The sequence below is a fragment of the Thalassobius sp. Cn5-15 genome, from assembly GCF_022347685.1.
In the GTDB taxonomy this organism is placed as follows: domain Bacteria; phylum Pseudomonadota; class Alphaproteobacteria; order Rhodobacterales; family Rhodobacteraceae; genus Thalassobius.
Genome location: NZ_JAKRGF010000007.1, coordinates 74,761 through 101,152, shown reverse-complemented (window position 1 = coordinate 101,152; position 26,392 = coordinate 74,761). Strand labels below are relative to the sequence as shown.

The 26,392-nt window shown below is 59.3% G+C and carries 23 protein-coding genes; 6 read left to right on the top strand and 17 right to left on the bottom strand.

Going from position 1 to position 26,392, the window contains the following annotated elements:
- Nucleotides 1–34: 34 nt before the first annotated feature.
- From recN to ftsW, 13 genes are all read right to left on the bottom strand, one after another.
- A complete protein-coding gene (recN, locus tag MHM86_RS14640; protein ID WP_239200846.1) occupies nt 35–1,690 on the bottom strand; it encodes a DNA repair protein RecN in 1,656 nt (551 codons plus the stop codon).
- Nucleotides 1,691–1,758: 68 nt separating this feature from the next.
- Nucleotides 1,759–2,619, bottom strand: a complete 861-nt coding sequence (locus tag MHM86_RS14635) for an outer membrane protein assembly factor BamD (RefSeq protein WP_239200845.1) — start codon at nt 2,617–2,619, stop codon at nt 1,759–1,761.
- A gap of 273 nt (nt 2,620–2,892) precedes the next feature.
- Nucleotides 2,893–3,816: a UDP-3-O-acyl-N-acetylglucosamine deacetylase gene (gene lpxC, locus MHM86_RS14630; protein WP_239200844.1), complete on the bottom strand. Its 924-nt coding sequence runs from the start codon at nt 3,814–3,816 to the stop codon at nt 2,893–2,895.
- 225 nt (nt 3,817–4,041) lie between these two features.
- Complete coding sequence (gene ftsZ, locus MHM86_RS14625; RefSeq protein ID WP_239200843.1) at nt 4,042–5,817, bottom strand: cell division protein FtsZ; 1,776 nt, start codon at nt 5,815–5,817, stop codon at nt 4,042–4,044.
- A gap of 388 nt (nt 5,818–6,205) precedes the next feature.
- On the bottom strand, nt 6,206–7,543 hold the full coding sequence (gene ftsA / locus MHM86_RS14620) for a cell division protein FtsA (protein WP_239200842.1): 1,338 nt from the start codon (nt 7,541–7,543) through the stop codon (nt 6,206–6,208).
- 4 nt (nt 7,544–7,547) lie between these two features.
- Nucleotides 7,548–8,525 (bottom strand): cell division protein FtsQ/DivIB, encoded by a 978-nt coding sequence (locus tag MHM86_RS14615; RefSeq protein ID WP_370644171.1) that lies wholly within the window; start codon nt 8,523–8,525, stop codon nt 7,548–7,550.
- The gene (locus MHM86_RS14610; RefSeq protein ID WP_239200840.1) at nt 8,513–9,433 is read right to left on the bottom strand and encodes a D-alanine--D-alanine ligase; all 921 of its coding nucleotides are present in this window, start codon (nt 9,431–9,433) and stop codon (nt 8,513–8,515) included. The genes MHM86_RS14615 and MHM86_RS14610 overlap by 13 nt, the downstream gene beginning before the upstream one ends.
- 100 nt (nt 9,434–9,533) lie before the next feature.
- Complete coding sequence (gene murB, locus MHM86_RS14605) at nt 9,534–10,469, bottom strand: UDP-N-acetylmuramate dehydrogenase (protein WP_239200832.1); 936 nt, start codon at nt 10,467–10,469, stop codon at nt 9,534–9,536.
- Entirely contained in the window at nt 10,456–10,719 is a 264-nt protein-coding gene (locus tag MHM86_RS14600) for a DUF2484 family protein (protein ID WP_239200831.1), read from the bottom strand. The genes murB and MHM86_RS14600 overlap by 14 nt, the downstream gene beginning before the upstream one ends.
- On the bottom strand, nt 10,716–11,936 hold the full coding sequence (locus MHM86_RS14595) for an APC family permease (RefSeq protein WP_239200830.1): 1,221 nt from the start codon (nt 11,934–11,936) through the stop codon (nt 10,716–10,718). Before MHM86_RS14595 ends, MHM86_RS14600 begins: the two co-directional genes overlap by 4 nt.
- Nucleotides 11,937–12,140: 204 nt before the next feature.
- Nucleotides 12,141–13,538 (bottom strand): UDP-N-acetylmuramate--L-alanine ligase, encoded by a 1,398-nt coding sequence (gene murC, locus MHM86_RS14590; RefSeq protein WP_239200828.1) that lies wholly within the window; start codon nt 13,536–13,538, stop codon nt 12,141–12,143.
- Nucleotides 13,539–13,565: 27 nt separating this feature from the next.
- A complete protein-coding gene (locus tag MHM86_RS14585) occupies nt 13,566–14,663 on the bottom strand; it encodes a UDP-N-acetylglucosamine--N-acetylmuramyl-(pentapeptide) pyrophosphoryl-undecaprenol N-acetylglucosamine transferase (protein WP_239200826.1) in 1,098 nt (365 codons plus the stop codon).
- 140 nt (nt 14,664–14,803) lie between these two features.
- Nucleotides 14,804–15,970: a putative lipid II flippase FtsW gene (gene ftsW / locus MHM86_RS14580; protein WP_239200824.1), complete on the bottom strand. Its 1,167-nt coding sequence runs from the start codon at nt 15,968–15,970 to the stop codon at nt 14,804–14,806.
- A gap of 268 nt (nt 15,971–16,238) precedes the next feature.
- Here ftsW and MHM86_RS14575 point away from each other — a divergent pair, with 268 nt between their 5' ends.
- The 6 genes from MHM86_RS14575 (at nt 16,239) to MHM86_RS14550 (ending at nt 21,194) form a co-directional block, all read left to right on the top strand.
- Nucleotides 16,239–17,279 (top strand): methyltransferase domain-containing protein, encoded by a 1,041-nt coding sequence (locus MHM86_RS14575; RefSeq protein WP_239200822.1) that lies wholly within the window; start codon nt 16,239–16,241, stop codon nt 17,277–17,279.
- Nucleotides 17,280–17,499: 220 nt separating this feature from the next.
- Nucleotides 17,500–18,552 (top strand): ABC transporter ATP-binding protein, encoded by a 1,053-nt coding sequence (locus MHM86_RS14570; RefSeq protein ID WP_239200912.1) that lies wholly within the window; start codon nt 17,500–17,502, stop codon nt 18,550–18,552.
- A 201-nt stretch (nt 18,553–18,753) separates the two neighbouring features.
- Complete coding sequence (locus MHM86_RS14565; RefSeq protein WP_239200820.1) at nt 18,754–18,966, top strand: twin-arginine translocase TatA/TatE family subunit; 213 nt, start codon at nt 18,754–18,756, stop codon at nt 18,964–18,966.
- Nucleotides 18,967–18,969: 3 nt separating this feature from the next.
- Nucleotides 18,970–19,410 carry a Sec-independent protein translocase protein TatB gene (gene tatB, locus MHM86_RS14560; RefSeq protein ID WP_239200818.1) on the top strand — a complete coding sequence of 147 codons (441 nt, stop codon included), beginning with the start codon at nt 18,970–18,972 and terminating at the stop codon, nt 19,408–19,410.
- A 9-nt stretch (nt 19,411–19,419) separates the two neighbouring features.
- On the top strand, nt 19,420–20,334 hold the full coding sequence (tatC, locus tag MHM86_RS14555) for a twin-arginine translocase subunit TatC (protein ID WP_239200816.1): 915 nt from the start codon (nt 19,420–19,422) through the stop codon (nt 20,332–20,334).
- Between the two features lie 62 nt (nt 20,335–20,396).
- Complete coding sequence (locus MHM86_RS14550; RefSeq protein WP_239200911.1) at nt 20,397–21,194, top strand: ATP-binding protein; 798 nt, start codon at nt 20,397–20,399, stop codon at nt 21,192–21,194.
- A gap of 359 nt (nt 21,195–21,553) precedes the next feature.
- Here the strand turns inward: MHM86_RS14550 and MHM86_RS14545 are convergent, their stop codons facing one another.
- The 4 genes from MHM86_RS14545 to nuoN all read right to left on the bottom strand — a co-directional run bounded on the left by MHM86_RS14545 (nt 21,554) and on the right by nuoN (nt 26,386).
- The gene (locus MHM86_RS14545) at nt 21,554–23,224 is read right to left on the bottom strand and encodes a ribonuclease J (protein WP_239200814.1); all 1,671 of its coding nucleotides are present in this window, start codon (nt 23,222–23,224) and stop codon (nt 21,554–21,556) included.
- Nucleotides 23,221–24,000 carry a type III pantothenate kinase gene (locus tag MHM86_RS14540; RefSeq protein WP_239200812.1) on the bottom strand — a complete coding sequence of 260 codons (780 nt, stop codon included), beginning with the start codon at nt 23,998–24,000 and terminating at the stop codon, nt 23,221–23,223. Before MHM86_RS14540 ends, MHM86_RS14545 begins: the two co-directional genes overlap by 4 nt.
- 19 nt (nt 24,001–24,019) lie before the next feature.
- Nucleotides 24,020–24,805: a biotin--[acetyl-CoA-carboxylase] ligase gene (locus MHM86_RS14535; protein ID WP_239200811.1), complete on the bottom strand. Its 786-nt coding sequence runs from the start codon at nt 24,803–24,805 to the stop codon at nt 24,020–24,022.
- A 132-nt stretch (nt 24,806–24,937) separates the two neighbouring features.
- Complete coding sequence (gene nuoN, locus MHM86_RS14530; protein ID WP_239200810.1) at nt 24,938–26,386, bottom strand: NADH-quinone oxidoreductase subunit NuoN; 1,449 nt, start codon at nt 26,384–26,386, stop codon at nt 24,938–24,940.
- Nucleotides 26,387–26,392 lie beyond the last annotated feature (6 nt).

Below are 26,392 nucleotides of genomic sequence, written 5' to 3'. Positions count from 1 at the left end.
CAATTTCCGCCACCCAGACATGGGTTAACAGGTATCAGCGTGCCGCCAGAAGCGATTTAGCGGCGGCGCGTGCCTCTTCTGTGATACGATCACCAGCGACCATGCGGGCGATCTCATCTACACGCTCTCCCTCATCCAGCGGCACAACGCGGGAGGTGGTGACGTCCTTTTTCACCTGCTTCTCCACCCGCCAATGATGCGCGCCCAATGCAGCCACCTGCGGCGAATGGGTCACAACCAGTACCTGACCGCCATCTGCCAGCGCCGACAGACGCCGCCCGACCGCGTCGGCCGTAGCGCCGCCCACACCACGGTCAATCTCATCAAAAATCATAGTGACACCCGATTGCGTCTGACTGAGGCAGACCTTCAGTGCCAAAAGGAACCGGCTAAGCTCCCCGCCCGAGGCAATCTTGCCCAAAGGCCCAGCCGGTGCACCGGGGTTGGTCGCGACGGTAAAGGCCACCTCGTCGCGGCCTTCCGGCCCGGCCTCGGTCAATGTCACGCCCGTGGTGAACACTGCACGCTCCATTTTCAGCGGCGCCAGTTCGTTAGACACGGCCTTGTCCAGCTTCGCCGCAGCTTTCATCCGCGCCTCTGTCAAAGCGACGGCCGCGATGTCATAAGCCGCCTCTGCCTCTTTCACCGCCAGCGTCAGGTCGGCCAGATCCCCCTCACCCTGATCCAGTGTCTTCAGACGGGTGCGCAGATCGCTGCCAAACTTCGCCAGATCATCCGGCACAATGCTGTGTTTACGAGCCAGTCCACGCATTGCGAACAGGCGTTCTTCGCAGATTTCCAGTTCATGCGGGTCAAAACGCAGTTGGTCCAATGCGCCCTCAACCCCCTGCACCGCCTCGCCCAATTCAGCAAAGGCCCGTCCCAGTGCATCAATCGGACTGTCGAGAAGTCCATCAACCTGTTGCGCCGCATCTTCCAGCCAGCGCATCGCGTCCCCCATCGCACCCTCTGCCCCGTCACCGGACAGCGCCTGAAAGGCCCGTGCCACATCTTCCCGCACTTTCTCCGCCGCCTGCATCTGACGACGTTGGGCGTCTAGTGCCGCCTCTTCGCCGGGTTGTGGGTCCAGCGCGTCAAATTCGGCGACCGCGTGGCGCAGAAACTCTTCTTCAGCGCGGATGTCAGCGATGGCCGCCTCTGCCAACGCAAGCGTCTTACGCGCCGCCGACAGATCACGCCACAGCTTGCGCACCTTCACCTGTTTGCCCTCATAGGACCCGAACGCATCCAGCAGACTACGGTGGCCTTTCTGATCCAGAAGACCACGATCATCATGCTGCCCGTGCATTTCCATCAGAGTTTCGGACAGCTGGCGCAACACCTCACCTGAACAACGGCGATCGTTGACCCATGCGGTCTTGCGCCCATCCTTACGGTTGATGCGGCGGAGAATCAGTTCTTCGCCATCGGAGGGCATGCCCGCCTCATCCAGTACAGCGTGGGCCGCGTGGCCTTCGGGCAAATCAAAAACGGCGACCACCTCACCCTGATCGGCACCGGCGCGCACCAGTTCGGCGCGTCCACGCCAGCCCAGCACAAAGCCCAACGAATCAAGAAGGATGGACTTACCAGCGCCGGTTTCACCGGTCAGCACATTAAGACCCGGCTGAAAGTCCAGATCCAGCCGGTCGATGATCAGCATGTCGCGAATTTCAAGCGCACGCAGCATATCTTATGTCCTATTCCTGCTCGCCCCGAGGTGTGGGCCATTATTTGGACCAAAACACAGGGAGTAGATCAGATCCACTTGCCCTGCAGGGTCTGGCGATAGATCTGGTTCAACCAGTTGTCGCCCTGTGCCTCAAGATCCAGCCCGCGTCCGGTCAGCAATTTGTAACTGTCTTCATACCATACCGTCGAGCGGAAGTTATGGCCCAGAATCGCCCCTGCGGTCTGTGCCTCATCGGTCAGGCCAAGGGACAGGTAAGCCTCCACAAGTCGATGGAGCGCCTCAGCGGCATGGCTGGTTGTCTGGAATTCTTCGACAACGACACGGAATCGATTGATCGACGCAGGGAAATGATTACGACGCAGGTAATAGCGGCCCACTTCCATCTCTTTGCCAGCAAGGTGATCATAGGCCAGATCAAACTTCAGCACCGCAGAACGGGCGTATTCGCTGTCAGGGTAGCGTTCGATCACAACGCGCAGGGCCTGCAGCGCTTCAAATGTCACCTTCTGATCGCGACCCACTTCGTCGATTTGGTCATAATAGCTCAGCGCCAGCAGGTACTGTGCATAGGCTGCATCTTCTTCCAGCGGGTAGAAATCGATATAGCGCTGTGCAGCGCCACGGCTGTTTTCGTAATCCTTGTCTTTATGATAGGAAAACGCCTGCATGATCACGCCACGCTTGGCCCATTCGGAATAGGGGTAAAGACGCTCAATCTCAGCGAAATAGAAGGCGGCGCGATCTGGCTTGCGGCGTTCTAATTCGTATTCACCGCGACCAAAGATCTGCTCGGCGCTGAATTCCTCCAGCGGCACCTCACCGCGGTCAAGCGCCGCATCGGTGCCACAGCCTGCCAGCGCCGTCACAAGCAGGAGCACCGCAATGCCCCGTTTGCCCGACCCGATCCGCGACGTGCTGCCTGTCATGATCTGCCTCACCCTTATCTGCACTTCCACCGCTGTCATATCGCGATGCGTCCTGTGGTCCTAGCACAGATAATTGCGGTGCAAAACGTCTTTGGCGGGATTTCGCCAGAACGCCGCCCGCTTTCGCGCCAAAACAGCGGCCAGCCGCTTTTATCTTTGTGTCCAAGGGTGTTGAAGATACAAGGTTTCCGCCACACCGATCACTTTTCGGTGCGCCGCGCGTGTTGTGACGCATGACACAGCCCTGCCCTGTCAGACAGGTAATGTGAGGGATCAGAGGATTGCGGGCACTTCGTCCAGATGCACGCCTGCGCCTGGCAAACGGTCCATCATGGCGGTGTCACAGGTCACAATACGGTAGGCATCGGGACGAGAAAACAGCGCACGCAGCAGATCGTTGGTGATGCCATGACCGGCACGGTGGCCGGTATAATGGGCGAGCAGCGGCGCGCCGGCCAGTGCCAGATCGCCCAGAGCATCCAGCATTTTATGGCGCACAGGCTCATCCATGTGACGCAACCCCTTGCCGCTTTCGACCAGGGCGCCGTCAAAAACCACGGCATTTTCGCCAGCCACGCCACCAAGAGCCAGACCGTTTTCCTGCATCCAGTCCACCTCAGAGCGCAGGCAGAAGGTGCGGCTATCGCTCAATTCGCGAACGAAGGCACCATTGGCCATCCGCAGATGCTTTTCCTGCACACCAATAGCGGCAACAGCAAAGTCGATGTGGAAATCAATACGCAACTCATCCGCAGGTGTCAGACGCGCCCAAGCATCCCCCTTGCGAACCTCTACCGGTTTCAGCACCTCAATCACCTGTACCGGCGCGTCTTGCGGCTCAAGGCCAGCGGTCAGGAGCTCACGCACAAACTGCGCCGAGCTGCCGTCGAGAATCGGAACCTCTGGACCATCAACATCGATCTGCGCATTGTGAATACCGCAGCCCGCCAGAGCAGCCATGATGTGTTCGACAGTCGACAGCGTAGTGCCGTCACCGTTTTCCAGCAGAGTGCACAGCGGGGATTGGTTCACAGCATCATAACGCGCGGGGAGCATCGGATCACGATCGGTTACATCGGTACGACGGAACCAGATACCTGTGCCCGGCGCAGCCGGACGGACAGTCATTTGGACCGGTTGCCCGGAATGTAGCCCTACGCCGGTGAATGTGACCGGCTGTGTCACGGTGTTTTGCACGATAGTCCCCAAATATTGGCACCCGATTGCGCAGGTGCGGCATCTTGGTACATCCGTGCCCCGCCCGCCTCAACTCAATCTTTGCAACGTATTGAAACATCGGTTTTACCCGTGCGCCGAAATCCGCTCAAAATTCAATAAGGCACTAATAAAAAACGAAAAAAGCCGCCCGAAGGCGGCTCAATTTTCTGTAACAAACCTTACAGGATTAGTCGTGTCGTTACGTTAGTTTGCCTGACGACGCAGGAAGGCCGGGATCTCAATGCGGTCTTGTTCAACCTCATCCTCATATTCCGGCTGCACCTGCTGTGCATGCTGCACCTGTTGGGCCTGCTGTGCAGGCATTCCCATCGAGGGCTGCGCGCGCTGCTGGGCAGGCTGCTGCGGCTCGGCAGCGTGGCCGGTCATGCGGTTGATCAGCGAATTCAAGCCAAAGCGCGGGCGTTCCTGCTCTGCCGGTTCTTGCGACTGACGCTGCTGCAAAGGTTGCTGCTGGTGAACAGGCTGCTGCTGAACCTTGGGCTGGTTGTGCACGGCTGCTTGCAGACGGGCCATCGCCTCTGGCGAAGGTTGACCGGCAGGGGCGGCTTGCGGTGCAACAAATTGAGCCGCGGTATCCTCGGGGCGGGCTTCAATTGCATCGGCGCGCGGCTGGAACTGCGGCTGCGGCTGGTAGGCCGGCGGCGGCAGATCGTTGTCTTGAGGGGCAAAGGACTGCTGTTGCACAGGCTGCTGGAATTGCTGGGGCGCGTGATCTTCTTGGAAAATATCTTCCATCTGCTCCTGCGCAGCAGCTTGTTGTGCGTCCAGATCACCAAACAGGCTCGGTTCAGCCGGACCGTCTGCGGGACTCGGAGACTGCACTTGAGACTGCGCTTGAGCCTGTACCGGCTGCACGGTTTCGATGGTCGGCGCAACTGGGGCTGGCGCAGCAGGCTCCGGGGCGGGAGCGGCTTTCGCCTCTTCGACGCTGGTGGTCTGGGTCAGAGGTGCAGCCATCGACCGGCGCGGCACCGGAATGTCCTGCAACATTTCAGAGGCGTCGATCCCGGTCGCAACGACAGAAACACGCATGCCTCCGTCCAGATCAGTATCAAGAGTCGACCCGACGATGATGTTCGCCTCCGGATCCACCTCTTCGCGAATACGATTGGCAGCTTCGTCCAGTTCGAACAGGGTCAGGTCATGACCACCCGTGATGTTGATCAGAACGCCCTTCGCACCGCGCAACGAGATTTCATCCAAGAGCGGGTTGGCAATCGCTTTCTCAGCGGCCTGAATAGCGCGATCTTCACCCGTTGCCTCGCCGGTGCCCATCATCGCTTTGCCCATCTCATCCATCACGGCGCGAACGTCCGCGAAGTCGAGGTTGATCAGACCCGGACGGACCATCAAGTCAGTCACGCCCTTCACGCCCTGATAGAGGACATCATCCGCCATCGAAAACGCTTCGGTGAAGGTGGTTTTTTCGTTGGCCAGACGGAACAGGTTCTGGTTCGGAATGATGATCAGCGTATCAACCATCTTCTGCAGGGTTTCGACGCCCTCTTCCGCTTGGCGCATACGCTTTGCGCCTTCGAACTGGAAAGGCTTGGTGACAACACCAACAGTCAGCACACCCAGCTCACGGGCCGCCTGTGCGATGATCGGAGCTGCACCAGTGCCGGTGCCGCCGCCCATACCGGCGGTGATAAAGCACATGTGTGCGCCGGCCAGATGATCAACAATCTGTTCAATGCTTTCTTCAGCTGCGGCAGCGCCAACGGTGGCACGCGCGCCTGCGCCCAGACCTTCGGTGGCCTTCACGCCCAGCTGGATGCGGGCCTGTGCGCTGGACTGTTGCAGTGCCTGCGCATCGGTGTTGGCGACCACGAAATCCACCCCGGAAAGGTCTTTTTCGATCATGTTGTTCACAGCGTTGCCGCCGGCCCCACCGACGCCAAAGACAGTGATACGGGGTTTCAAATCATCGTGCCCGGGCACCGAGAGGTTCAATGTCATGGATCTGTCCGCCTGATATCTGGTTCCTGCATTGCGCAGGTGTTTTTCTGCCTATTACCCTTGATGGTAACGAGAACCAACCCATGCGTCACGAAAAAAACGCAAAAAAGCCACGAAATATGGGGTATTCCCCAACTGTGCCTGCGGGATCTTGCCGACTGACGCAGATATAGCGGTTTTTTGACGGCCAGACGCCATCGACGCACAAACTGGTCCTTAATGAAGCCAGGTTGACGCGGATATTTCGTTTCTCAATCTTGGCCGGAAGGCCTGCGGTCGTCCTCAAATCCTCTGTCGTGTTCGCAGATCGCGCCCGACAGTTATCCCCAGCCTGCCCCGCTGTCACCCGAAAATGACAACGGCGCGGGTGCAGACGTAACGTATGATCTTACCAGTTCTCTTTGAACCAACGCATGGCGCGCTTGAACGTCCGGTTCGACGTACGGTCCAGTGGCGCCTCAAAATCCCACCATTCGTCTTGCGGGTTCGCTGCGAAGAGGCACATCCCCACCGCAGACGCAAAGCCAGGACCGGTCGCCGCCTGTGGCAGACCATGCACGCGCAACGGTCGACCCAGTCGCACCTGCTGACCCAATATGCGGCTGGCTAACCCATCCAAACCGGGGGTCTGACTGCCACCACCGGTCAGCACAATCTGTTGGCTGGGCATATGGTCAAACCCTGCGGCATCCAGACGGGCGCGCGCCTCTTCCAGGATTTCCTCAACACGCGGACGCATGATGCCGATCAGCTCGGCTCGGCTGACGGAACGACGATCATGTTCCCAGTCACCGGTGTCTCCGCCGGTTTCGATCATCTCACGATCGTCCATGCCGGTGGCCACAACGCCACCGTAGAAGGTCTTGATTCGCTCCGCCGTGGCGTGCGGCACCGAAAGACCCATGGAAATATCATTGGTCACATGATCCCCCCCCATGCGCACAGCATCGGCAAAGATCATATGTTTTTTCATAAAGATAGAGATCGAGGTCGCCCCGCCTCCCATATCGATACAGGCCGCGCCCAGTTCCTGCTCATCCTCGACCAGTGCAGAGATGCCGCTGACATAAGCGGCGGATGCAACACCCGCCAACTCCATATCGCAGCGCTTGATACAATGGGCGAGGTTCTGCACAACCGCCGCATCCACCGTTAGCATGTGCAGATCGGTGGACAGGCGATTGCCCAGTTGCCCGCGCGGATCCGACAGGCCAGAGCGATGATCGAGAGAGAAATTCACCGGATGCGCATGCAGCACCTCACGGCCCATGCCGTAGTCGGGCACATCACAAGAGGCCAGGACCTGCGAAATATCTTGCTCACTGACGATCTGCCCCTGCAGATCAATCGCACCGGTCAGACCGTAGCTGCGCGGTTCTGCCCCCGAAAAACAGGCGATCACATGATCAACACGGATGTTCGCCATCTTCTGCGCCGCCTGCAAGGCGGTGCGGATGGCGCGTTCGGTTTCACCCATCGCATTGATTTCGCCGAACTTCACCCCGCGCGAACGGGTGGTTGCGGCACCAATAACGCGAAAGCCCGCCTGCCCTGCAAGTGACCCGACGCCCTCTGCCTCAAAGCCGCTACCGGAGGTGCCGTCAAAACGCAGCACCAGACAGGCGATTTTCGAGCTGCCTACATCCAAAATGGCCACGACGCCCCGTTGCATCGCCGCCTTTCGCATGTTTCGCATTGCCCGCTGGCTGTCATAAAGATCAAACATACCCTTAATCCTCGAACCCGATCTTATTGCTACGCCACCACTGTTCCACTGCGGCTTCGTTCATGCGAATGGTAGGGCGATCGCCCAGACGCACGTCCACCTGCGCCAGATCGCGCTGCATCACGTCCTGCACCTGATTGAGGGCAATCACACGCTGCAACGCCTGCACGGCGCCTTCTTCTGGCAACAGGATGCGTTGATCCTGATCCAGCACGATGTCCCAGCGCCGCTCGCCCATGCGCACAACCCCCAAGGTGCGCGGTGCCAACGGCCCCAATACAGAAATCAATTCCAGCGCCTCGGGCACAGCCAGATCGGCACCTTCACCGACAATCAGCGGCAGGGCAGGATAGGCGGTGCGGCCCTCTTCGGCCTGGCCTACGTAATTGCCATGCCCGTCCAGCAGTGCCAAACCGTGACGGGTGCGCCACAGCAGTTGCGGCACCCGTTCAGTAATCACCACACGCAGCACACCACCGTCACGCACGCGCAGTGACACATCTTTTACCGCAGGCAGCTCCGCCAGCCGCTGACGCATAGCGTCCAAATCCAGATCAAAGGAACTGACAGGGAAATCGACCGCAATCACCTCGTCGATATCCTGTGACACCGACGCTCCTGCGCCTTCGATCTGCATTGTTTGCAGCATGAATTCAGGTCGCGTCTTGATACTGGTCTTCACATCCGCCACCCACAGACGGAACCCATCGCGCCGATCTTGGTCCGCGAAATAGAGCATGCCAGCCGTGAAAGCTGCCCCCATCGGCAGACCGACGCGAAGGGCAAACCGGAACAGAGGTGTCAACATCAGACGCTGAAAGCGATAAGACCAGCGCGACGGCGCTGGATCTATGGCGGGACGTTGGGACTGTTGTTGGCTGCTGTGGCGCAGACGCGCCATGCCCGGCAGATGTTCCTGCGGCGGCTGCGCGTCTGACTGCATCTGCTGCGGACTGGTCAGCGGTGGGGTCACCTGTCGCATGACGCATCCTCCACCATCCACCTACAGAACTGACCGAATGTCATCCCCTGCAGCGCCGCCTGTTCAGGGCTGAGCGATGTGGGCGTCATCCCTGGTTGCGTGTTGGTTTCAAGGAGGATCAGACCAGACAGGCCTTTTTCCTCATCCCAGCGGAAATCAGTGCGGCTGACACCACGGCATCCCAGCGCCTGGTGGGCGCGCAGGGCGTAGTCTTCGCAAGCGGCGTAAATTTCGGCAGGCACTTCGGCGGGCAAGACATGGCGCGATCCGCCTGTCTTGTACTTGGCATCATAGTCATACCAGCCATCAGTGAGGATATCCGTCACACCAAGGCAGCGCTCGCCCATCACAGTGGCGGTCAATTCACGACCCGGCACAAAAGCTTCGACCATCAACACTTCGGGCATGTCATCCGACAGTTTCGGCGGGCCATTGGCCGCCTCATTCACCAGATACACCCCGACAGAGGAGCCTTCGTTATAAGGTTTCACCACATAGGGCGGAGCCATCACATGCGCGGCCTCCACCTCTGCCTTGGTGGCCAACACGCTGGCGGCGACAGGAAGATCTGCGGCTACATAGGTCTGCTTCGAGCGCTCCTTGTCCATAGCAAGGGCGGACGCCAGAACGCCGGAATGCGTATAGGGAATGTGCATCCATTCAAGAACGCCCTGCACACAGCCATCCTCGCCCCAGCGACCATGCAGCGCGTTGAACACCACATCAGGGGCAATTTCTGCCAGCCGTACGGCCAGATCCGGGCCAGCATCGACCTCAATAACTTTAAAACCTTCGCCCTCTAGCGCCTTCGCGCACTCGTGACCCGTACTCAGTGACACTTCGCGTTCCGCCGAAGTGCCCCCTTTCAGGACGACGATCAGAGGGTTTGTCCTGCTCGACATACCCAAATTGCCTCAAACTACTAACCGTTTAAACGGCCATTTTCACTGCATTTTTTATTATTATAGCGGGAATATTTTTTCCCGCGTAGTGGCGCGTTGCGCGCTCTTATTCAGTTTGCGATTCACCGATCCGCATGATTTCCCAGTGTAGCGTGATGCCACTATTTTCGTAAACCTTTTTTATGACCTCTTCTCCTAGGCCCTCAAGGTCCGCTGCCGTCGCATCACCTGCGTTGATGAGGAAGTTCGAATGCTTCTCGCTCATCTGCGCCCCACCCTTTCGGGCGCCGCGCATGCCTGCATCATCGATGACTTTCCACGCCTTCAGGTCATGCACATCGTCTGCCCTTCCGGTCGAAGAGAACCCCGACGGGTTGCGAAAGGTGCTGCCTGCGCTGCGTTCTTTTGTCGGCTGGGTCGCATCGCGCTTGGCCAGTTGATCCACCATCCGTGCCTCCAGCTCAGCCGCATCACCTGCGGGGGCTTCAAACGTGGCATCAACCAGCACCCAGCCCTCTGGCAGGCTGGACTGGCGGTAGGTGAATTGCAAATCCTCAGGAGTTAGCGTGACCAGTTCGCCGCTGCGCGTCACCGCACGGGCGCTGACCAGAACGTCAGCGACATAGGCGCCATAGCAGCCAGCGTTCATACGCACCGCACCACCCACAGCGCCCGGAATGGTGCGCAGGAAGGTCAGGTCCAGCCCCGCCGCTGCCGCCTTGCGCGCCACATGCGCATCCAGCGCGGCGGCACCTGCGGTGACGCGGTTGCCATCAATCACAATCTCATTAAACCCACGCCCCAGACGGATGACGACGGCCCGCATGCCACCGTCTCGTACAATCAGGTTGCTGCCAACGCCCATCGGGAACACCGGCACATCGGCAGGCAGAGCGGCCAGAAACGCCTGCAGATCCGCAAGATCAGCCGGCTGGAACAGCACATCCGCCGGCCCACCCACTCGCAGCCACGTGAGCGTGCTCATCCGTTTGTCATGGGACAGCTTGCCCCGCACCTCAGGCAATGTTTCAGGCAGTTTCATCACGTCTTCTCATCATTCGTTTTATCCGCCGCAGCAGAAAGATCACCGGCCAGCGCAGCACTGACATCGCGCCAGCAAGAACCAAGAGGCCCAGCCAAGGCCCATGCTCATAGACCACAAAGCCCAGAATGGGAATTCCACATACGATCAATCCCCAGGCTTGCGGCCAGTGACGGCGTTGCGAGGGCAACATCGCCATCACATTTGCCGTCAGAAACCAGATACATGTCAGGATCAGTGCAAGGCTCATGCCGCACCGCCCGCAATCAGTGCCAATAGGCCGAAATTCACCGCCAACGCCCCAAGCGCAGCCAACAGCCCCAGAACCGGCACCACCATCGGCACGCGGAACGGCGCCTCTGGCTGTTTATGCTTCATCGAGATCAGCGCCAGATTGACGATAACAAAGATACTCAACAGCAGGGTCGACGCCCCTTCGGCCAAAGACGACACCGGCAGCATCAGCGCCGCCGTCGTGACCAGCGCGCCAATCAACAGGGTCGCCAGTGTGGGCGTGCCAAAGCGTGCGCTGGTGCGATGGAACACCGCCAGTGCAGGCATGCGTCGGCCGATGCCAAACATCACCCGCGCCGCCATCACAATCTGCGCCAAGACTCCGTTCAGGGCCGCCGCCACCGCAATCACCGACAGGAAGACCGCAGGCGTCGCCGCGTCGGATGTGCCCCCCTGATGCCAGACCAGCAGCAGCGGCTGCTGACTGACCGCAAGATCAGCCAAGGGCACTGCCCGCACCGCTGCATAGGCCACCACCGCGTAGATCGCCGAGGTAATCACCAGTGACAAAAGGATGGCGCGCGGCAGGGTCTTTTCAGGGCGCTTCACCTCTTCGGCCATGTTCACAATGTCCTCAAACCCGATGAAGGCAAAAAACGCCAGCACCGCCGCTGCCCCTACGCCGGTCCAGACCGGCGACGCGACGGTGGCCAGATCCACAACTGGTTCCGCACTCAGACCAACCCAGACGACCAGCGCCAGACCAATCAGTTCGACCGCCGTAAAGACCGCCGCCAGTGCGAGGCTCTCCAACACGCCGATCAATGCCACCGTGATCAGCAGCCCGCCCATCACCATAATCGCCAGTTCGGCAGGGATTGGAACAATCGCGATCAGATAACCTGCCCCACCTCGCAAGACCGCAGCGCCGGAAACGGAGCCGGTGATCACAATCGCCAGCCCGATCAACACGCCAAGACTGGGAATCCCCAATCCTTCTGAGACATAGACCGCCTCCCCACCCGCTTCGGGCAGTCGGGTGGAAAACTCTGCATAGCTCAGTGCGGTGGGCGCAGCGATCACCCCCGCCAGCAGGAACGCAAGCGGCGCCCAGACACCAGCCTCGGCTGCAACCGCACCAACCAGAACATAAATCCCGGCGCCCACCATCACGCCAACGCCATAGGCCGTCAGCAGCGGCAGACCTATGCATCGCTTCAATGCATCTGCCATCCCAAATCCTCTTCGCCAAAGACCGCCAGATGCGGCACCTGTGGGCCAAGCCATATCATCAAATACCGCCTCAAACCTTGCACCACCTCAAAGCTGAGGCAGCCAAGCACACCAGAGGATCCGCTGCCGAAAAGTGGCTGCCCCTCTGATCAGAAAAAGGCAAATACGCCCCCTGTCAACGAATGCTGCAAGGGACGCAGCTGTTTAACCGGCCAAACGTGACGGCAAGGCATTGGCCCATGCCGAAATCGTGCCGGCGCCAAGGCAAACAACCATATCCCCTGGCTGTGTCTGTTCGCGCACCAGACGCTCCAGATCCGCCTCTGACAGCACTGTGCGGGCGTGACGGTGGCCATGGCGGATCAGGCCTGCAACCAGATCGTCGTGGCTGGCACCTTCGATGGGTTGCTCGCCGGCGGCAAACACCTCTGCGATCCCCACAACGTCAGCTTCGTTAAAGCAGGAGCAGAAGTCCTCAAAATGATGGCTCAGACGCGAATAGCGGTGCGGCTGATGCACAGCGATCACCCGTCCCCCGGTCGCTTGACGTGCGGCTTTCAGAACAGCGGCAATTTCGGTCGGGTGGTGGCCATAGTCGTCAATGATGGTGACGCCATCCACCTCGCCGACGCGGGTGAAGCGACGGTTCACCCCCTTGAAGCCTTTCAGAGCATCGCGAATTTCATCCGCCTTCATCCCCAGATGGCGCGCCACCGCTATGGCAGATAGGGCATTGGACACATTGTGATCGCCGGGCATCGGCAATTCGCAGCCCTCAATCAACATATCTTCGGCCTGCAGGGCCACATCGAACAGCGCGGCCCCCTTTTCATAGCGCAGGTTGATCGCCCGCACGTCGGCCTGAGCGTTAAAACCATAGGTCACCACGCGACGGTCGGTGATCTTGCCCACCAGCGCCTGCACGTCCGGATCATCGGTGCAACAGATCGCAAGCCCGTAGAAGGGAATCCCAGAGACGAATTCATAAAACCCTTGATGCAACGCCTCTTCGGTGCCCCAGTGTTCCATATGTTCGGGATCGATGTTGGTCACGATCGCGATCGTTGCGGGCAGTCGGTTAAAGGTGCCATCGCTTTCATCCGCCTCAACCACCATCCAATCGGATGTACCAACACGAGCGTTCGAGCCATAGGCGTGAATGATACCGCCATTGATCACCGTCGGGTCCACGCCGCCTGCGTCCAGCAGGGTAGCAACCATCGTCGTGGTGGTCGTTTTGCCATGCGTACCAGCAACCGCAACGTTCGATTTCAGCCGCATCAGTTCAGCCAGCATTTCCGCGCGGCGTACAACGGGCAGGCCCAGACGGCGGGCCTCATCCAATTCGGGGTTCCCGGGTTTGATGGCAGAAGAGATAACAATAACCTCGGCGCCTTCGAGGTTCGCAGCCGCCTGTCCGACAAAGACCTTAGCGCCCATACCAGCCAGACGGTCGGTGATTTTCGACGCCTTCAGATCGCTGCCCTGAACGGTGTAGCCGTGGTTCAGCAATACCTCAGCAATACCCGACATGCCGATGCCGCCGATCCCGACGAAATGGATCGCACCCACATCAACGGGGAGTTTGGTTGCTGCGTTCATAACTTCACCTTTCTGCTTCGGGCCATCTTACGTCCGGCCTTTCTGCGCCAATACCTCGACCATTTCACTCAAATCCCGGGCCGCCTCGGGTTTACCTTGCGACAGCGCCGCCTGCGCCATAAGAGAGGCACCCCGTGCATCGCCAAGGACCAGCGCTATCTGCTCAGAAAGTGTCGCAACTGCAAGTCGATTTTCAGGCAACAGGATCGCCGCACCTGCGTCAACCAGCCCACGGGCATTCGCCGTCTGATGATCTGCGGTGGCCGCGGCGAAGGGGATCAGGATCGCGGGGCGGCCAATTACGCTGATATCCGCGACAGACGACGCACCAGAACGAGAGATCACAAGTTGCGCCTCGCTCATCCGGCGCGGCACATCGTTGAAGAATGGCTGCACATCTGCGGCAATGCCATGGTCTGCATAAAAGGCGCTGACGCGGTCATGATCCTCAGCGCGGGCCTGATGCGCTACGCGGATATTGCGCAGGATCTCCGTCGGCAGTTCGGCAATGGCGGCAGGCACCATATCCGACAGGATACGCGCACCCTGACTGCCCCCGATCACCAATAGCTCCATCGGGTAATCACCCGGGGAAATATAGCCCGCACCGGCGCGTTCAAGCACCGCGCCACGCACCGGATTTCCAGTGTGGTGTCCCTCTACCCCCGCAGGCAAAGCGGTGGGCCATGTGCCGCAGGCCACGGCATCGACACGTTTTGCAAACAGTTGGTTCACCCGACCAAGGACACCGTTTTGTTCATGGATCATGCGCGGACGGCGCAGCAAGGTCGCTGCCGCCAGTGCAGGGATCGACGGGTAGCCGCCGAAACCCACAACAACATCGGGCTTGTCGCGCATCATCCGGACGCTCATACCCAGAATGCCTCCGAAAATACGGAACGGGACCAGCGCCTTAGCCAGCACACCGCCGCGGGCGAAGGTGGCAGAGGACACCTCTTCAATCTCAACGGTATGAGGGAAGCCGCCGGTGTAGCGGGCGCCGCGCGCGTCAGTGGACAGCTTCACCCGCCAGCCCTTGCGCAACATCACCTCTGCCAGCGCCTGTGCCGGGAACATATGTCCGCCGGTCCCCCCTGCCGCAATCACCAAAAGCGGTGCCGCCATCTCTCTGCCTCCTGTCCAGCGCATCAATCGCCAGATCATTGTTTTTCTGGATCAAGACCCGCTGCGCCCCCGCGCGGTGTCTGTTCTGTTCCTAAAAGAAAACACACCGCCGTGAAAGGCGGTGCGTTGCGTTTGGTGACCTAGCGACGGTGCCCTCGCAAGATATCGCCGATCTGCCCCTGTGGTCGCGTGCGGGTGAACGCCAGCAACATCCCCACCGCGATCCCACCGGCAATCAGCGAAGAGCCGCCATAGCTCACAAAAGGCAGTGTCATCCCCTTGGAGGGCAGCATGCGCACCGCAACGCCCATATTGATCAGCGCCTGCACTGCAAAGACCGCAGCCAGACCAGTGCCTGCCAGTCGGATGAAGACATCGCGTTCCTTGATCAGCCGATAGAAAGAGCGCAGCGCGATGGTGGCGTAAAGCGCAATAACCACCAAGACCATGACCAGCCCGTATTCCTCTGCCGCAACTGCGATGATGAAATCAGTATGGGCATCGGGCAACGACCATTTCACCTCTCCCTCGCCCAGACCGACGCCGAAAAATCCGCCTTCGCGGATCGCGTTGGTGGCATAGCCGATCTGAGTGGTCGGATCGATTTCAGGGTTCAGAAACCCGTCAATCCGCCGCGCCACGTGTTCAGAGTTGTGATAGGCAAATGTCCCGCCCAACATCACGATCCCGAAGGCCCCCATCAACAGCATAATAGGCGCACCTGCAACGAAATACATCACCGCCCATGCAAAGACCACCAAAGACGCCTGGCCAAAATCGGGCTGCAACGCCAGCACAACCGCAATGAAGCCGGTCAGCAGGAACGCCCAAAGACGCCCCGGCGGGCCATTGATTTCCTGACTGGCGGCCAAAAGCCACGCAGCAACAACAACAAAGCCCGGCTTCAGGAATTCAGACGGCTGCAGCGAGGCAAAGCCAAGGCGATACCAGCGCACTGCACCCTTGCCGAAATCAGTGCCGAAAAACGGCAGCGCCAGTACCGCAATTATCGCCACGACAAAGCCAACAACCGCCAGACGACGCACCAACTGCGGCGGCATCATAGAGGTCACGAACATTGCCAACAGCGCCATGCCTCCGAAAATCACCTGCCGCTCTACATAATGAAAGGGGTCCAGACCGTTCTTTTCCGCCAAGGGCGGCGAGGCTGCAAATCCCAGGAGCATCCCAACCCCGAACAGCGCCAGAATACAGGTCACCGTGACCTTATCCAGTGTGCGCCACCATTTTGGAAGAACAGGCTCAACATCCCGCACAGGGACGGAGCCATGAACCATTGCTGTCATGGGAACCTACCAATACTGCCTCAATCACTGTCCCTTTGCGGGATCTGGGCCAAATCATAACGCGAATCCCAGTTTCAGGCCAGTGATAATGCGCGCGGCGGCACCGCAGCGCCTAATCCCGCCGGAAATTCACCTCCGTCTGCTGTCCAGCGCAGCACCGCCCACACTTACGCCCACAATTGCGTGAGCAAACCGTTGCAATGATTGCTCCACCGCTCACATCTGCTTATCCCTTCAGAGGACAAAAGTATTTCCGGGGAAGACCAAGATGAAACATGAAAACGTCCAGGACTATTATGGCAAGGTTCTACAAGGCAGCGACGACCTTCAAACAAACGCCTGCTGCACCCCCGATGAGATGCCGGAATACCTGAAAGATGTGCTGCGCAACGTGCATGATGAGGTGCTGATGCGCTACTACGGCTGCGGGCTGGTGATGCCTGACGGTCTGGAAGGTGCGCGCATCCTTGATCTGGGCTGCGGCGCGGGCCGCGACGTCTACGCGCTGGCGCAGTTGGTTGGCCCGACTGGTTATGTTGTGGGCGTGGATATGACCGCCGAACAACTGGCTGTGGCGCGTGCGCATCAGGACTGGCACGCTGAGAAGTTCGGCTATGCCAACGTAGAATTCCACCAAGGCTATATTGAAAAACTGGATGAGCTGGGTCTGGAACCGGGCAGCTTTGACATCATTGTGTCAAATTGCGTTGTGAACCTGTCCACTGACAAACAGGCGGTGCTGGATGGTGCTTATCACCTGCTGAAACCGGGTGGAGAAATGTACTTCTCCGACGTCTATGCCGATCGCCGCGTGCCCAAGGCGATGGCAGAGGATGAAGTGCTCTATGGCGAATGCCTGTCCGGTGCGCTCTACTGGAACGACTTCCTCACCATCGCCAAAAAGGCGGGCTTTGAGGATCCGCGTCTGGTCACCCATCGACCGCTGACCATCGAAAACCCTGTTCTGGAAACCCGGGTTGCGCCGCTGTCTTTCACCTCCTCCACCTATCGTCTGTTCAAGCTGGAAGGATTGGAGCCAGCCTGTGAAGATTATGGCCAGGCAGTGATCTACAAAGGCACCCTGCCCACTGCGCCACATGTGTTCAAACTGGATGATCACCATATTATTGAGGCGGGTAAGGTCTTCCCCGTTTGTGGCAACACATGGATGATGTTGGCAGATACACGTTTTGCCGAACACTTCACCTTCATCGGAGATTTCTCCACCCACTACGGGATTTTCGAGGGTTGCGGTGGCGAAAGCCCCTTTGCCGCCGATAACGACAGCGACGCAGTCCCCTGCTGCTAAGCGTCGCGGGCCACATCCTGCCCGTTGAGATCCCTTGTCTGGGACGCACACAGTTGTTAAGGGTCGGCAAAGCCCGATGTTTTTAATCGGGAAGCCGACCCTTCAACACCCCGGCGCCCACGCGCCGCCGCGAGGAAACCCCGTGTCCGCGAGCCAAGCCACCCCAATCGCATCCTCTGTCGCATCCTCTGTCACAGCCCCGCGTCTGGAAATCCGCAACATGGTACGCGCCTTTGGTGGTACCCGTGTGGTGGATGACGTGTCGCTGCAAGTGATGCCGGGTCAGGTGACCTGCCTGCTGGGTCCATCGGGCTGCGGCAAATCCACCACCCTGCGTATGATCGCGGGCGTGGAAATGCAGGACAGCGGTGAGATTTACGTTGACGGCCAACTGATCTGTGACACGGTGTTCCGCATCCCGCCAGAACGGCGGCATATAGGGCTGATGTTTCAGGATTTCGCTCTATTCCCGCACTTAACTGTGGGCGACAACGTGGCCTTCGGGCTCTCTGGGTCCCAGGCAGAAAAGCGGGCACGGGTTGAGGAATTACTGGATAAGGTCGGCCTGCGCCGGTTCATCGACAGCTACCCTTACCTCCTCTCGGGCGGTGAACAGCAGCGCGTGGCACTGGCGCGCGCCCTGGCACCGCGGCCTAAGATCATGCTGATGGATGAACCGTTCTCCGGCTTAGACAACCGGCTGCGCGATGATATCCGCGACCAGACGCTGGAACTGCTGAAGGCCGAAGACGCCGCCGTCCTGCTGGTCACGCACGAACCCGAAGAGGCCATGCGCATGGCCGACGAAATCGCCCTGATGCGACGGGGTAAGGTCGTGCAGCAAGGCGCGCCCTATAACATATACAACGCCCCAAAAGACCGTCAGGCAGTTGGGTTTTTCAGCGATATCAACGTGATTTGCGGTAAAGTTCAGGGTGCCCTGTGTGAAACCCCCTTTGGCCAGTTTCTGGCGCCGGGCGTCGCGGACGGCGATGAGGTGGACATCGTTATCCGCCCCCAGCACCTGAAAATCGAATTTGACCGCAACGGGCAAGGCCCCGAACCCACCCCGCAAAATGGCGTTGCGGCCCGTGGTGAGGTGGTGCGCGCGCGTTTTATGGGATCGGAAAGTCTGGTAGAAATCCGCATGGACTACGACGGATCAGTACTGAAAGCGACGGTGCCCAACGTCTTCCTGCCGCAGCAGGGCCGCCCCCTGTGGCTGATGTTCCGCCGCGACCGCTGTTTTGTGTTTCCACGCGAATCTGCATGAGCTGCGCAAAACAAGCGACCGCATATTATCCGCATTTCTGGGTAGGTTTTCCTTGTGATATTCACGAGGACGTGCCGCAACGTCTAAAAAACACCCCTGTTCGCGCATTGGACCTTCCATGAACACACTGCAGCCATTAGATACAGTAGGTGAATATCGACGGCGCCGTTCAGCGACGCGCCGTATTAAGGGAGAACACTTATGCTGAACAATATCGGCCTTCCCGGCCTTCTTCTGATCGCCGTTGTCGTTCTGGTACTTTTCGGCCGTGGCAAGATCAGCTCGCTGATGGGCGAGGTCGGCAAAGGCATCACTTCGTTCAAAAAAGGTGTCAACGAAGGCAAGGCAGAGCTGGAAGATCAAGCCACAGCTGCCAAGGACGTGACCCCGGAGTCCGACAAAGACAAGGTCTAAGCCATGTTCGATCTGGGCATGAGCGAACTGCTGATAATCGGCGTTGTCGCGTTGATTGTCGTCGGCCCCAAAGACCTGCCCGGGCTGTTCCGCTCGGTCGGACAATTTGTGGGCAAAGCGCGTGGGATGGCGCGTGAATTTAGCCGCGCGATGGAACAGGCGGCGGATGAGTCCGGCGTCAAAGACATCAGCCAGACCCTGAAGGCCGCGAGCAACCCGAAACAATTCGGCATGGACAAGGTCCGTGAAGCAACCGATGGGCTCACCGACTGGTCCGCAACGGATACTCCCCTTTCGGATGACCGCGCAGAGGCCGCACGCAAGATTCAAGAGGCCACCGCCGCCAAGGAACAGGCCCGCCGCGACGCCGAAGAGGCCGCTGCAGCAGCCGAAGAGGTCGCACCAGAGGCCACTGCCGCTGAAGAGCCTAAAGATAAGGGCTAAGGAACCAACATGAGCACCCCTGACCAGCTGGAAGAATCCAGCGCCCCGCTGATTGAGCATCTGGCCGAACTGCGTACCCGTTTGATCCGGTCTGTGCTGGCTTTTGTTGTGGGGATGGTGATCTGCTTTACCTTCGGTGGCCAACTGCTGGACTTTCTGCTGCAACCGATTGAAAAGACCATGCGCGCGCTGGGGAACCCCAATCCGGTGATGCAGTATACCGCGCCGCAGGAATACTTCTTTACCCTGATCCGCATCTCAATGGTCGGTGGTCTGGTGCTGTCCTTTCCGATCATCGCCTACCAGCTGTGGCGCTTTGTTGCGCCGGGGCTTTATAAAAACGAAAAATCCGCCTTCCTACCCTTCCTCATCGCTTCGCCTGCCCTGTTTCTGCTGGGCGCCGCCTTCTCGCACTATGTGGTGATCCCACTGGCCATGGCCTTTTTCCTCGGCTTTGCGGATTTCCCGTCTTTCGTCTCCGCCATTCTGGTGGGCGAGGAGATTGAGGGGTCGCTGGAAACCGCGCGTCAGGGGATCGACATCGTCTTTAACGGCAAAGTGAACGAAAGCCTCGACATCACGCTGAAGATGATCGTGGCCTTTGGCCTGTGTTTCCAGCTGCCCGTTCTGCTGACCTTGATGGGTAAGGCTGGTCTGGCCTCTGCCGCAGGTCTGCGCAACACGCGTAAATACGCGGTGGTGGGCATCCTGACCGTCGCCGCACTGGTGACGCCGCCGGATGTAACCACCCAGCTGATACTCTTCACAGTGGTCTATGGTCTCTATGAAATTTCGATCTTCCTTGTGGCCCGCGTAGAAACCAAACGCGAAGCACAGCTGCGTGCCGAAGGCTACTACGATGACGAAGAAGCCTTTGACGACGCGGAACTGGACGCGTCTGCACAGGACACTGAGAATAAGTAAGCCGTTAGGGAACATACCCCGTGAAAAAGACCGTTAAACGTATTGCAGAGGCGTTGGAGCGTATGGCTCCGGCGCCTCTTTCTGCACCTGATTTTGCTGCTGCCGACGCGTTCGTGTGGCATGTTGAACCGGACCGTCTGGAACCTGTTGCCAAGGTGAACCGGGTCGACCTGTCGCTGCTGGTGGGTGTGGACCGCACCCGTGAAACGCTGCTGGCCAACACGCTGCAATTTGCCAAAGGCCTGCCCGCAAACAACGCCCTCCTCTGGGGATCGCGGGGCATGGGCAAATCGTCCATCGTAAAGGCAATCCATGCTGAGGTGCTGCGTCAGGGGCATGACCTGAAAATCGTGGAACTACAGCGCGAAGATCTGCCAAGCGTGTCCCGACTGATGAACCTGCTGCGCACCTCTGATGCGCGGTTCCTGTTGTTTTGTGATGACCTGAGCTTCGGCCATGATGACCAGCACTACAAATCGCTGAAGGCTGTGCTGGACGGTGGCATCGAAGGGCGGCCTGAGAATGTGGTGTTCTACGCCACGTCGAACCGCCGTCACCTGATGCCGCGGGATATGATCGAAAACGAACGCTCCAGCGCCATCAACCCTGCCGAGGCGGTGGAGGAAAAAGTGTCGCTGTCAGATCGTTTTGGACTGTGGCTGGGTTTCCATCCCTGTTCGCAAGATGACTACCTCGACATGATCCGTGGCTATTGCAAGGCCTACGGCGTGGCGATCGACGAAGACACTCTCTGGGCCGAGGCCATCGAATGGCAGGCCACTCGTGGCGCACGATCTGGCCGCGTGGCCTGGCAGTATTTCACCGACCTCGCCGGACGGCGTGGCGTGGCGATAAGCTGATTAAGTGAAGGGGGCCAAATCTGACACAGATTTGGCCTTCGCCTTTTCTGGCGCCAGAAAAGGCGCGTGACGCAAGGAAGTTAAAATAATGGAATCCATTCTCACTCTCGGCGTTCTTCTCTTTTTCTTTTATCTGATCTATCTCCTGTTCGCGCACATTGGTGCCATGGCACGCAGACGCGGTCATAACCCTTGGCCGTGGTGGGTTATATCTGTTCTTTGGTCACCGTTCGGATCCATCGCGATCCTGTGGCTATTCTTTGCAATCAAATCCAACGACGGATGGCGACGATTGAGCTAATAAAAAAGGCGCCCCCAAAGGGACGCCTTTCTCATTCTCTCAAAACCGCTAGATCACATCACGCCGACAGGCGGGAAATCACCACGGTCACTTCGGGCTTTTTACCGATCTCGATCTGCGCGCTGCGGCGGGTGATTTTGCGCAGCTCGTCTTCCAGCTTATCGTCATCATCCAGCGTGCGCTGAGACGCGCGGCCCATAAACTGATTGAGGTCCGCCTCCAGAACATCAACCAGCGGCGCGTTCGACTTGCCGGTTTCGGCCAGACCCTTCAACTCACACCACGGATCACCCAGCGGTTCGTTGTCTTCATCCAGAATGACGGTGACCAGCACGTGACCGTTCAGCGCCATGCGGATCCGGTCGCGCACGATACCATCCAGCGCGCCATATTGCACTGAGCCATCCAGATATGTGCGCCCCGTGTCGACAAAACCGCAAACGCGCGGTGCGTCGCCGGACAGTTCCAACATGGTGCCGTTCACCGCGATCGCGGAGGCATAGCCGTTGGTCTCAGCCAGCTTGCTGTGCTCACGCAGGTGGCGGTGTTCGCCGTGCATCGGGATGACCATTTCGGGGTGCACCAATTTGTGCATCTCGATCAGGTCCGGGCGGTTGGCGTGGCCCGACACGTGATAGCGGCCACCGTGATCGTCGACCACATCCACACCCATTTCCGAAAACTGGTTCATGATGCGGATCACGCCACGTTCATTGCCAGGAATGGTTTTGGAGGAGAAGAGGAACAGATCGCCCTCTTTCAGGCTGATGCCGTGGTATTTGCCATTGGCCAATTGGGCCGAGGCCGCGCGCCGTTCGCCCTGCGATCCGGTCACCAGCAGCATCAGGTTTTCGCGCGGGATCTCACGCGCCTCTTCGACACTGACCACTTTGGGGAAATCAGCCAGAACACCAGTGGTGATCGCCGCCTCAATCATCCGGCGCATGGCGCGGCCCATCAGGCAGATCGACCGCCCTGCCCGCACGCCTGCCTCTGCCAGTGTTTTCACCCGTGCGACGTTTGAGGCAAAGGTGGTTGCCACCACCATGCCCGGCGCCTCTGCCACCAATGATGTGATCTCATCGCCGATCGAGGCCTCGGACCGGCCCGCGACGGGGCTGAACACATTGGTGCTGTCACAGATCAGCGCCTTCACCCCGTTTTTGGACACGGTGGCCCACAGGTCGGGATCATAGGCTTCACCGACAACCGGCGTTTTATCCAGTTTGAAGTCACCCGTGTGGATCAGCCGCCCCTTCGGCGTGTCGATGATCAGCGCCGAGCTTTCGGGGATCGAATGCGACATCGGCAAAAACGCCACTTCCATCTCGCCGGCCTTGATGCTTTCGGGCAGCGGTGACACGGTGCGCACCACGTCATCGGAGTAGCCGTATTCACGCAGCTTGTGGCGGGCGATGTTGGCGGTAAACGCACGGGCGTAAATCGGCGCGCCCAGACGTTCGTACAGATGGCCAACCGCGCCAACGTGATCTTCGTGCGCGTGGGTGATAAAGATAGCGTCGAGGCGATCCTTCCGCTCCTCCAGCCACGCGATATCGGGCAGGATCAGATCCACGCCGGGCGTGCCATCCATATCCGGGAAGGTCACGCCCAGATCCACAAGGATCAAACGCTCCTGATCCTCGGGGCCGTAGCCGTAGACGTAACAGTTCATTCCGATCTCACCCGCGCCACCGAGGGGGAGATAGATAAGGCGCTGGCTGCTCATATGTTGCCTTGGTCCTTGTTGTATTTGTGGATCACGGTCAGGCCGTGCATGGTCAGGTCATCTTCGATGGTGTCAAATAGGTGATCGCCCTTTTCAAACAAGGGCGCAAGGCCACCTGTGCCCACAACCTTCATCGGACGACCGTATTCGGCCTTGATTCGGCTGATAATGCCTTCGATCAACCCAGTATAGCCCCAGAAGACGCCAGATTGAATGCAGCCAACGGTATTGGTTCCAATCACCCGATCCGGCTGGCTGACATCAACGTGCGGCAGGGCTGCCGCGCCAGAGTGCAGCGCCTCAAGACTGAGGTTCACACCGGGCGCGATCACGCCCCCCACATAGGCGCCATCCTCTGCCACCACGTCGAAGTTGGTGGCAGTACCGAAATCGACAACCACCGTGTTGCCGCCATGACGATCATAAGCCGCGACGGCATTCGCCAGACGATCCGGTCCGGGCTGGGTGCCCTGATCAACGCGCGGCTCAACCGGTAGCAGGCAGTCGGGCTTGCCGACGACCAGCGGACGGCAGTTAAAGAAACGGTCGGTAAAGACGCGCAGATTCCACACCACACGCGGCACGGTGGACGAGATGATCACATCGGTGATATCCGCCTCGATCCCGTAGTGTTTGGTCAGCGTGGAGTACCAGGTGAAATAGGCATCCGCCGTGCGCGCATGGTGGGTGGAGGTCCGCAGGGTGCACAGACACTCCGCCCCGTCCCAGATCGAAAACACAGTATTGGTATTGCCGCAATCAATGGTCAGAAGCATGAGGCCTCTCCCTACCCCGTTAGAAAAAAATTTCGGCGGCGGCGATGGTCACGCGGCCTTTAGCGGTGGATAGGACAAGATTGCCTGCCGCGTCCACCGTCTCAAACGTGCCAACCTGTTCATCACGTAACGTCCGCGCAGTAATCACCTCGCCCAGACGAGCCGCGCGGGCCAGCCACAGCGTGCGGATCGGCTCAAACCCATAGGTGGTAAACTGCGCCTCATAATGGGCATAGGCGCGGGCCAGTTCGGTCAGGAATTCATCCGGAGTCACCGCCGCACCGGTTTCAGACAAGAGCGACACAGGCCGCAGCGCCCCCGCCTCCACCTGATCGGCGCCCGGCGCCACCTTCAGGTTCACGCCAATACCGATGCCGATATGCATGACCTGCCCGCCAGTGCCGACGCTTTCCAGCAGGATGCCCGCCACCTTGCCACCGTTCAGCAGCACGTCGTTGGGCCACTTCAGGCTCAGCCCCTGCGGACGTCCTGTGACGGCTGCAAACGCATCGTAAAGCGCCAGTGAGGCTACGAAGGAGCGCAGCGCAACCACTTCAGGACTTTCAGCCGGTTGCAGAACCAATGTGGCGGCAAAGTTCCCCTCTGGGTTCACCCAGGCACGCCCGCGTCGCCCACGGCCTGCGGTCTGTTTCAGCGCCATGATCCATTCAGGCCCTGCCAGCTGAGGTGCCACCCGCGCCGCTTCGGCGTTGGTGCTGTCAATCTCTGCCAGCACACGGCGCCCGTAGCCCGCGGGCCACCCGTCCGGCAGCGCGCTTGCTGCGTGATCCAAACTGTCCTGCATGTCAGACACCGCCTTTCAATGGTCTCCAAATACTCCCGCCGGAAGCAGAAACACCTCATCCGTCTAAAGAAAAACGCGCATCAGGGCCACCCGATGCGCGTTTTTATGATGTGAGCGCGTCAAAGGCGCGGATCAGTTTACCAGCGCGGCAGCCGCCGCTTCGGCCCAGGCCTCAACACCCAGAAGGTTGATACCGGGCAGCCATGCCAGACCAATGATGACTGCAGATGCCATCAGCAGGCCCCACAGAACGGGGGTCCCGGATTTGTCCAGCCCATCCTCTGCCTCGTCACCAAAGTACATGTAGTAGACGATACGCAGGTAGTAGAAGGCACCGATGACCGACGCCACAACCCCCAGCGCCGCCAGCCAGATCAGGCCCGCCTCATAGGCCGCTTGCAGCACGTAAAACTTGCCGAAGAACCCCACCATCGGCGGCACACCGGCAAGGGAGAACAACAGAACAAGCATCGCCAGCGCCTTGCCCGGTTCGCGTTTCGCATACATGTTCAGCGCGTTGATGTCGGTCACCGGCTGGCCGTCTTTTTCCATCATCAGAATAAAAGAGAAGGTGCCGATGTTCATGGTGACATAGATCACCATGTAAACCAGCAGCGCCTGCACGCCAAAGGCGGTGCCAGCAGCCAGCCCCATCATCGCATAGCCCATGTGGGCAATCGACGAATAGGCCATCAGGCGTTTGATGTCGCGCTGACCAATAGCGGCAACCGCGCCAAGGAACATCGACAACAGCGACAGCACTGCAACCACCTGCTGCCAGTCGGCGACAACACCGCCAAAAGCGTCATGCAACACGCGGGCAAACAACACGGTCGCCGCCACTTTCGGTGCGGTGGCAAAGAAGGCGGTCACCGGGGTCGGCGCACCCTCGTAAACGTCGGGGGTCCACATATGGAACGGCACGGCCGAGATTTTGAACGCCAGGCCAGAGATCACCAGAACCAGACCGAACAGCAGACCCAGCGAGGTGTGGCCGTGGCCCGCCGCCTCGATAATACCCGCAAACTGCGTGGTGCCGGAGAAGCCGTAAACCAGCGAGGAGCCGAACAACAACAGCCCGGAGCTGAGCGAGCCGAGAACGAAGTACTTCAGGCCCGCCTCGGTCGATTTGATGCTGTCGCGACGCAACGCAGCAATCACGTAAAGCGACAGTGACTGCAGTTCCAGACCAAGATACAGCGCCATCAGGTCACCGGCGGACACCATCACCATCATCCCAACAGCAGCCAACGCCATCAGCACAGGGTATTCAAACCGCAGCATGTCGCGGCGGGTCATGTAGTCCTGCCCCATCACCAGCACAGCCGCACTGGAGAACAGGATCGCCACCTTGGCGAAACGGGAATAGCCATCGTCGTTGAACATGCCATTAAAGGCAATGTGATCCCCGGTGCCGGTGGCAATCCACAGCCCCAGCACAACAAAGACAGCGGCAGTCACCCACGTCAGCAGCGGTGCCAACCGGTCCTTGCCGGTGTAGACCGCAAACAACAGTGCGCCCATCGCGTAAACCGCCAGCAGGATTTCCGGCAGGATAATGTTCAGATCAGCCTGGATCATCTCTCT